Raw genomic sequence first — 8,495 nt, 5'->3', positions numbered from 1 at the left:
GCCGGAGGATGTGCTTCGCTGCCCTGGGTCACAGCGATCGGCTCCATCGGCAGGATCTGCGGGAACATCAGCGGATTGCGCGTCCAGACGATCATCGCCACAGTTTGCAGCAGCACCGAGACGCCGATCCCGGAGATCAGCGGTGCCAGGCGCGGGGCGTTGCGCAGGCGGCGGTAGGCAAAGCGTTCGACCGCCATCGCCAGCAGGGCGCAGACCATCATCGCCAACAACAGCGCCAGCCCGAGCTGCGCCAGCGGCGGCAGATTGGGGAAATGGGCGTTCAGCGCGTTCATCCCGGAAAGGGTGGTCAGCGCGCCGACCATCAGAATATCGCCGTGGGCAAAGTTAATAATGCGCAGGATGCCGTACACCATGGTATAGCCGAGCGCGATCAGGGCGTAGATGCTGCCGAGCATAACCCCGTTGATGATTTGTTGTATGAGTGTGTCCAACTGATTTTTCCGACAAGATGCTCAAATAAGAGCTACCATCCAATAAATGAATTAAATTGTAAAATACGCATATATTCTTTCTTATGATAAATGCATTTTTAACTATCTTTTTGATTTTAAAAAAATTAAATAATGCATCGAATGGTGAAATACGCTAAGAAAATCAACATATGAAAAAAACAGAACAATCAGAAGGGCCGGTTAGTTGGTCGGAGAGTACTCTGGCCAACGATCCGCCGCTGCGGGCGGTGCGCGCCTTCGAGGCCATAGCGCGTCTGGGGAGTGTGACTCTGGCGGCGCAGGAGCTGGCGATTTCGCCCTCGGCGGTAAGCCATCAGTTGAAGGTGTTGGAGGGCTATTTGCAGATTCCTCTCACCGAACGGCAGGGGCGGCGACTGACCCTCAGCCAGCAGGGGCGGGAATATTATCGCTCGATCCGCGCGGCGTTTAACGTGCTGCGCCAGGCCACCGAACATCTGGTCGATCAGGTGCAAACCCAGCAGGTGACGATCAGCCTGATCCCGCTGTTTGGCATGGGGTGGTTTATTCCGCGCCTGTCGTCGTTTGTGCACGCGAATCCGCATACCGAAATCAACGTGGTCTACGCTAACCACCGCAACTACCTGAGCGACGCTTCCGATATGTCGATCCGTTTTGGCAACGGTCACTGGGCGGGCTATCAAAGCGAAAAGCTGATTTCCGGCAAAATGGTGCCGGTATGCAGTCAGGCCTTTCTGCGTCTGCATGGGCATATTGAGACCCCGGAGCAGCTATTGCAGATGCCGCTGCTGCACGACGAGGAGCGCACGACGTGGAACCAGTGGTTTATGCAGCAGGGGGTTAAGCGTCCGCCGCGCTCGACGGGGGCGCTATTTGAGGATGGCCTGCTGACCCTGGCGGGGGTACAGACGGGGCTGGGCTGCGCACTGATGCGCGAGCCGCTGATCGCCCCTTACCTGAAGAGCGGCGAGCTGGTGAAAATCTTCGATGCGGCAATAGATGATGGCCGGGATTATTATCTTTGCGTGCGTCAGGATAGCGATATGACCCCCAACGGCAAGCTATTACAGAACTGGCTGCGCCAGCAGGCCCTCGGTTGATCTTCACTTAAGAATTGACCCAATCCAGCTCGCACTTTTGTCCGCTCGCCGTTGTCATTGGCAATCAGGGCTTCGGTTTTCCGCTGAAATAGCCCATTTTTATGATGGCGCGCGACCGGGAAAACAGGCAAGACCAAAACAGAAAGACTCTCCTGCCAAGGGGCGCGTTTCTGTTCTGGCCCTTGTTTTGCCTGAGTCCTTTCATTTTTGAAGATACGCCAGAAGAGATGAGGAGACGACGAAAGTAGTGGCGTCGAGGCCTTCGATGCCGCGTCATTTGAACGCGGCAAGGTAAATTGCCTGCTGAATATCCGCTTTACGTGTTTCGATGATCTTTTTTAAACACCCTGCGAATCAAGGATGCCGTATCTGCAACGTCGCGGGCAGGTAGCGCTGTAGCGGCTCGGGCGTATTGCCGTCGATCAACTGGCTTATCAGATCGTAGCAGTGCCAGGCCAGCTGGCGGTTGTCCTGCTGCACGGTATCGATACGCAGCGACAGCGAATCATACAGATAGTGATCGTCAAAGCTCGCCAGATGAATCGCGGAATCCAGCAAGTGGTGCTGGCTCATATAACGCAGCACCCCTTCCAGCAGGCCACAGGCGGCGGTGAACAGTGCCTTCGGCGGTCGCCCGAGACGCGCGCAGAGTGCGGCGAACATCTCGTAGCCGGAGCTTGGGTGATAGTTGCCGTTAATCACCCACTCTGGACGCAGTTCGACACCGGCATTTGCCAGCCCCTGGGTAAACCCGGCCAGACGATCGCGGGAGGGCGACAGACGCGGCTGCCCTCCGAGAAACCAGAACTCGTCGCGATGCTGAGGCGCAATACGGGAAATCAGGTCCGCTGTCGGGCTGATGGAGTCGGTCATCACCAGCGGTAGCGTGCTGTCGTTGGGATAGCGGTCAAACAGCACCACCGGCAGCTGTTCGCTGAGCTTGAGGTAATCGGCGTCGTTGTGCATGCAGGAGGCGACGATCAGCCCGTCAACCTGGCGGGCAATCATATTATTGACCACCATGCTCTCCTGACCGGGGTTTTCGTCGGTACAGGAGATCAGCAATTGAACGCCCGCCTCGCGGCAGAGCATTTCCAGCTCGTGCGAGAAGACGGCAAACCCGTAGTTGGTGATTTCAGGTACCACCAGGCCGATGGTATGGCTGCGATTATCACGCAGCGAGCGGGCGTGGATACTGGGCTGATAATGTTGTTCGCGGGCGATCGCCTTCACGCGCTCACGCGTTTCCTGCGCCACGCGTAGCTCTTTGCCACGACCGTTCAACACCAGGCTGGCGGTGGCTTTCGAGACACCCGCCAGCTCAGCGATATCTTTAATGGTAACGCGTTTGGTTTTCATCACGACAACATGCGCCTGAAAGCAAAACGCTTATTCTATCATGCATGGCTCCAGCGACCAGTAGCAGAATGTTACCGGCGTCGCGCCGCTGAAAACCAGCTGCGCCGGATAGTCCGGGAAGATACGGCTGCTCATTACCCCTTCGCCGTCGTTAATGAAAATCTCCACGCTCGACCGGTCGATAAAAATTCGCAGCGAGCGGACTTCGCCGCGCCAGTAACGATAGAACATCTCGTCGTTGGCGAGGCTGCGTCGCGCCAGGCGGATTCCGCTGACATCGCGCTCAAGGGTTAACGCGCCGCCGAAATCGAGGCGTAATACATCGTCGCTGGCGGTATTGAGGGCGATTTCCATCGGTGCCAGCGGCAGAGCGCTGCCCTGCCAACCGCAGGCTTCACCGCGCAAAGCGGTCAGTTCGCGCAGCGGGCGCTGAAAAAGTCTTCCGTCCACCCACTCCAGCTCGCGTAGGCAGGTCATTTGGTGGATCCAGCCGTTGGCAAGCGTCGGCTGGCGCATCTCCTCGCCGTCCGGTACCCCCATCCAGCCGACCAGCAGCCGGCGGCCGTCGCTAGTGTGCATGGTTTGCGGAGCGTAAAACTCAAACCCGGCATCCAGCTCGTGCAACGCGCCGTGCCTGAAGGTGGCGCTGGAGTAATCGAAGCCACCGGCCATCCATACCGCCGGATAGGTGTTGAGGTAGCGCTCTTTCTCGCGGGTGATCCCCTGCGGGCAACAAATAAGAATATGCTGGTCGCCAAGCGGGAACAGGTCCGGACACTCCCACATATAACCGGCATCGTGCAGTCGGTTGATGTCGGCCCCGGCGATTTCGCCTTCGTTGGTCCATTGATGGAGGTCCACAGAGCTGAACAGCAGCACCTTGCCGCGTTTTTGTCTATCCTGGGCGCCCAAAACCATGTACCAGCGGTCTTCATGCTGCCACACTTTTGGATCGCGCACGTGGCCGGTATAGCCCTCTGGCAGCGGCAGGACCGGCCCCCGCTTGCTGAAGGTGCCGTCGGGATTTTCCGTCGCCAGGCATTGCCAGGCGGTCCGACCGCCATCGTCAAACTTGACGTTGCCGGTGTAGCACAGAGTCAGCATCCCGTTGTTATCCACCGCGCTGCCTGAGTAGCAGCCGTTGCGGTCATACTCTTCGTCCGGCATCAGCGCAATCGGTTCATGCTGCCAGTGCAACAGATCGGCAGAACTCCAGTGCCCCCAGCATTTGAACTTATGGTCGCAGGCGAGCGGGTTCCACTGATAGAACAAGTGATAGCGCCCGGCAAATTCGACAAAGCCGTTGGGGTCGTTCATCAGGCCGGTCACCGGCGCATGGTGCCAGCGGGGATAGTGGCTATCGGCCAGCGCGCGCGGCTGGCCTTGCATAACGGCCTGCAAAATCGCAGGCAGTCGTGATGGAAGTGACATTATTCCGCGTCCGTTTTGTATTTCAGCAGCAGGGAGACGATGAAGGCTACGCCGAAGGCGATGACCATCCCGATAATGTAGTTCAGCAGCGAAGTGGCTTGCACGATAGCCAGACCGGGAATGGCCGTCAGGCCGACTGCGGTCATGTAGACGTGCATGGAGACTACCCACGCGCCGCCCGCCGCACCGCCGATCAGCGCCGCAATAAATGGCTTCATAAAACGTAAGTTGATACCAAAAATCGCTGCTTCGGTGATGCCCAGCATAGCGGAAAACGCCGATGGCAGGGCAATGGCTTTGATTTTGATATCTTTGGTTTTAAACCACACCGCCAGACAAGCTCCGCCCTGGGCAACGTTGGCCATCGCCCAAATCGGCAGCAGGAAGTTGACGCCGATGGACGGGTTGCCCAGTAGCCCGGCTTCGATAGCGTGGAAGCTGTGGTGAATACCGGTAATCACAATCACCGAATAGAGACCGCCAAACAGCAGCCCGGCCAGCCAGCCGGCGTGACTAATCAGGGTGCTCAGAACAAACGAAATGCCGTCACCCAGCGCGCGACCGGCTGGGCCGATAATCAGCAGCGCGATAAAGCCGGAAATAATCACCGTCAGGAATGGGGTCAGGATCAGGTCCAGCGCATCGGGAATCAGGCGGCGCAGTTGCTTCTCAACGATGCTCATAAACCACACCGCCAGCAGTACCGGGAACACCGTACCCTGATAACCGATCATGGCAATCTCGAGGCCGAAGAAGTTCATGGTATGGAAACCGGCGGCCACGCCCCAGGCGTTGGTGAGCGCCGGGTGGGTCAGAATGCCGCCAAGCGTCGCGCCGAGATAGGGGTTACCGCCAAATTCGCGGGCGGCGGTAAAGCCAATCAGGATCGGCAGTATAATAAACGCCGCCGAGCTGCACATATCCAGCATGATGTAGATGGCGTTGCCCGGGTCAACCCAGCCGTAGGTTTTCACCATCCCGAGCAGACCCATCAGCAGGCCGGAGGCGACGATAGCCGGGATAATCGGTACGAAGATGTTCGACAGCAGGCGAGCGATACGCTGGAAAGGATTAAGCTTTTTCGCCGCGATATTGGCGGCTTCCGATTTGCTGGATTCGCTAATCCCTGCCGCCTGGATAAAGGCGGCATAGACTTTATTCACCACCCCGGTGCCAAAAATAATTTGCATTTGTCCGGCGTTACGAAAACATCCTTTTACGCCTTCAACTTTGCCGATAGCCTGCTGGTCGGCGAGCGCATCATCGACCAGCACCAGACGCAGGCGCGTGGCGCAGTGCGCGGCGCTGGCGATGTTTTCCTTGCCTCCCAGAAGTGGAAGCAGCGAGCGGGAAATCTGTTCAAAATCCATAGTACCCTCTGAATGCGTAATAATTTTTGTGTTGTCGTCCCGAGTTTACGGGGGAGCAGTCTCTGCGTCGTTATTGTGTCCGGGGCGATGACCGGCTCGCCGCCGCCCCGGTTTTTCTGGCCTCAGGCGTTAGCCGTCAGAACCAGGTTTCCATTTGCATACCGAACGACCATTCGCCGCCCGATTTAAAACCGCTGCTGCCTAAAGCATCATCGCTGGCGTAATTATCCAGTTTTTTGCTCCAGTCCATCCACGAGGTGTAGAGGCGGATCTCCGGACGGCTGAAGAAATCACCGATGCTACCGACCTTAAAGGTGGGAGCGAAGGTGAGTTTATAGAAGCTACCGTTCACCGCATTGCGATCGTTGTAGCCTTCGGGTTTGAGATCCATGTACTGATAGCTGCCTTCGTAAGCGAGGGCGAAGTTCTGAGTTATCTCCTGAATCAGACGCACGTTGAGCGTTGCCCACTGGTAACTGTCGCCATCGACATAGCGATCTTTACTGCTCTGAGCCAGTACCGCCGGGGCGATAAACCAGTTCTCACTGAGCGGCGTGGTGCCGTAGCTGTCGAAGCGCCAGGTATTTGCTCCCGGACGCAGCGCCCCGTCGGAACCCACGCCTTTCACTTCTGCGCCTAGCCCATGGCCATAGAGCAGGGCCGTTTTGCTGATCCCTTCACGCAGGCCGTAAAAGCTGTCGTTGTGCAAACCGAGCAGCGTATGCACCCCGGTATTTGCCGCATCGCCTTTGACCAGATTACCGTTGGTATCTTTACGCTCGTCATTATCTTTAGCCCGCATCCCGCTGACCATCACCTGCACCGGGCCGATGAAGTTGTTCATGCTGAGGATGTAGTTCTGCACGCTATTGCTCGAATCAGCAATATCGCCGAAGTTGCGCCCATATAAAGAGAAGTTACTCCGCAGGCTGTCGTTCCACTTCACGTCATAAATGCCACCGCCGGTCCCGGCGAGGAATACGACGTCGGAGTCGACCCAGTGAATATCAAAGTTGTCGCGGTCAAAGCGTTTCCCGGCCCACAGGGTTGAACCTTTGAAGGGGCCCTCGAAGGTAGGCAGATTCCCCAGTTCGACGAAGGCCTGACGCACGTTCAAATTGCTGCTGCTTGCTGTCCAGTCGTTGTAGGTGGTTTGACCGTCGGCCACCATCACTTTGAAGCGCGTCGTTGCCCCGTTATCCAGCGTCTGCTTATGTTCAAGGTTCATTTCGACATAGGTGTCGGCCTGGTTCCCCAGACGACCGATGGCCCCGCCGGTTTCCCCCGCTGGTGTCATGTAGGCACCAGATTTGGTACTGGCGGCGGAGTCATTCATTATTACGCCGGAACGAGCGTAGCCGTGGAACTCAAAGCCGTTTTTATCGTCGGCTTTTTTCTCCAGCTTCGCGGTACGTTGCGCCACTTCCTGGGTCGTATCCTGGGTTTTTTGCTGCTGCGTGCTGAGCTGCTGGACTTTTTTCTCCGCCGACTCAGCGCGATTTTCCGCAGTTTGCGCCCGATTTTCCGCATCCTGCAGGCGTTTCTCCAGTGCTATCAAACGAGCTTCAATACTACTGAGATCCGTTTGCGCATGAGCTGAGGCTGCGCCGGTTAGCAAAGTAATAAGAACCGCAAGTGTGCTTTTTTTATACATGTTTGTTGCATCCCAAACGTAAAGTTGAAATTAGTAAATTTTTGCTAAACCGGTTTAGGCGCTATGTTAATCATGACCTTTAACATTTTGAAAATGATTTTGCTAAACCGGTTTAATAATTGTGATGGATGCAACAAACTGGGCCGCACAGGGCGGCCTTAAAGATTAAAACTGGCGATCAAGATCGCACTGGTACGGCAAAGCGGTCATCGCGCCTTTCGCCGTTGTCGCTAATGCACCGCAGGTTTGCGCCAGAGTGAGGGTGGGTTCCAGTGCATTGATATCGGTCGGCATCCCGTTGGCGGCAAGGCTGGCGAGCAGTCCCGCGACAAAAGCGTCGCCCGCGCCCGTGGTGTCCACGCTGACGACAGGCCTGGCGCTGAAGTGAGTAAACTGCTGCTGGAACGCGGCAAGTACGCCGGCTTTCCCCTGTGTCACCAGCAGTAATTCAGGCTGGTAGCGCTCGGTAATGCTGGCGATTCCGTGCGCTAAATCATCACTACCACTGATGAATATCAGTTCCTCTTCTGAGAGTTTGACCACGTTTGCCTGGCGCAGAGCACGATCGAGGCAAGCATGCAGCAGGTCCAGGTCCTGCCAGAGGTCGGGGCGAATATTGGGATCAAAGCTGACTCGACCGCCGGCTTGTTTGATTCTCTCCATCGCCGCGAAAGTGGTGCTGCGACTGGGTTCCGCACTGAGGGCAATGGAGCAGACGTGTAGCCACTGGTTGGCGGAAAACTGCGGCAGGTCTTCTTCTTCCAGGAACAGGTCCGCGCTGGGTCGCACCATAAAGGTAAACGTTCTTTCGCCCTGATCGTCAAGGTCAACGACCACAGTGGAGGTACGGTGCTGGCCGTCGAGGCACATATGGCTGACGTCGACCTGCTCTTGTTGCAGGGTATGGCGCATAAAGCGGCCAAATGGGTCATCGCCGACGCGCCCGATAAACCCACTGTTGCCGCCAAGGCGGGCGATACCTACCGCCACGTTAGCCGGCGCGCCGCCGGGACACTGCAACAGCCGACCTTCGCTTTCCGGCAGTAGATCCACCACCGCGTCTCCCAGAACCCAAACTTTTGCATTCATGCTGAAAATTCCCCATAGCTAAACTTAATTAAACCGGTTT

7 protein-coding genes are annotated in these 8,495 nt (G+C 56.8%); 1 reads left to right on the top strand and 6 read right to left on the bottom strand.

The genetic code is table 11. From position 1 onward, the window contains the following. The coding region (locus ACZAHD_RS11565; protein ID WP_462456894.1) for a branched-chain amino acid ABC transporter permease at positions 1–452 on the bottom strand (452 nt) is incomplete at its 3' end. Positions 453–622: 170 nt separating this feature from the next. Between ACZAHD_RS11565 and ACZAHD_RS11560 the strand changes: the two genes are divergently transcribed. Continuing rightward, the gene (locus tag ACZAHD_RS11560) at positions 623–1,552 is read left to right on the top strand and encodes a LysR substrate-binding domain-containing protein (protein ID WP_462456893.1); all 930 of its coding nucleotides are present in this window, start codon (positions 623–625) and stop codon (positions 1,550–1,552) included. Positions 1,553–1,906: 354 nt separating this feature from the next. Here ACZAHD_RS11560 and ACZAHD_RS11555 read toward each other — a convergent pair whose 3' ends face one another. The 5 genes from ACZAHD_RS11555 to ACZAHD_RS11535 form a co-directional block, all read right to left on the bottom strand. After that, entirely contained in the window at positions 1,907–2,911 is a 1,005-nt protein-coding gene (locus tag ACZAHD_RS11555) for a LacI family DNA-binding transcriptional regulator (RefSeq protein ID WP_462456897.1), read from the bottom strand. Between the two features lie 30 nt (positions 2,912–2,941). After that, the gene (locus tag ACZAHD_RS11550) at positions 2,942–4,342 is read right to left on the bottom strand and encodes a sucrose-6-phosphate hydrolase (protein WP_462456892.1); all 1,401 of its coding nucleotides are present in this window, start codon (positions 4,340–4,342) and stop codon (positions 2,942–2,944) included. Then, positions 4,342–5,712: a sucrose-specific PTS transporter subunit IIBC gene (locus tag ACZAHD_RS11545; protein WP_462456891.1), complete on the bottom strand. Its 1,371-nt coding sequence runs from the start codon at positions 5,710–5,712 to the stop codon at positions 4,342–4,344. Before ACZAHD_RS11545 ends, ACZAHD_RS11550 begins: the two co-directional genes overlap by 1 nt. A gap of 136 nt (positions 5,713–5,848) precedes the next feature. Next, positions 5,849–7,366, bottom strand: coding sequence for a carbohydrate porin (locus ACZAHD_RS11540; RefSeq protein ID WP_462456890.1), 1,518 nt, complete (start codon positions 7,364–7,366; stop codon positions 5,849–5,851). A gap of 165 nt (positions 7,367–7,531) precedes the next feature. Beyond that, complete coding sequence (locus ACZAHD_RS11535) at positions 7,532–8,455, bottom strand: aminoimidazole riboside kinase (protein WP_462456889.1); 924 nt, start codon at positions 8,453–8,455, stop codon at positions 7,532–7,534. Positions 8,456–8,495: the final 40 nt, after the last annotated feature.

It is taken from the genome of Raoultella sp., assembly GCF_039594335.1.
Classification (GTDB): domain Bacteria; phylum Pseudomonadota; class Gammaproteobacteria; order Enterobacterales; family Enterobacteriaceae; genus Klebsiella.
Note: the sequence above shows the minus strand (reverse complement) of the source record. Positions and strands in the feature narration are given on the sequence as shown.

Bases quoted from the DNA above. Each gene is read 5' to 3' on its own strand.
- ACZAHD_RS11560 (WP_462456893.1), top strand. From the start codon at position 623: ATGAAAAAAACAGAACAATCAGAAGGGCCGGTTAGTTGGTCGGAGAGT.
- ACZAHD_RS11555 (WP_462456897.1), bottom strand. From the start codon at position 2,911: ATGAAAACCAAACGCGTTACCATTAAAGATATCGCTGAGCTGGCGGGT.
- ACZAHD_RS11550 (WP_462456892.1), bottom strand. From the start codon at position 4,342: ATGTCACTTCCATCACGACTGCCTGCGATTTTGCAGGCCGTTATGCAA.
- ACZAHD_RS11545 (WP_462456891.1), bottom strand. From the start codon at position 5,712: ATGGATTTTGAACAGATTTCCCGCTCGCTGCTTCCACTTCTGGGAGGC.
- ACZAHD_RS11540 (WP_462456890.1), bottom strand. From the start codon at position 7,366: ATGTATAAAAAAAGCACACTTGCGGTTCTTATTACTTTGCTAACCGGC.
- ACZAHD_RS11535 (WP_462456889.1), bottom strand. From the start codon at position 8,455: ATGAATGCAAAAGTTTGGGTTCTGGGAGACGCGGTGGTGGATCTACTG.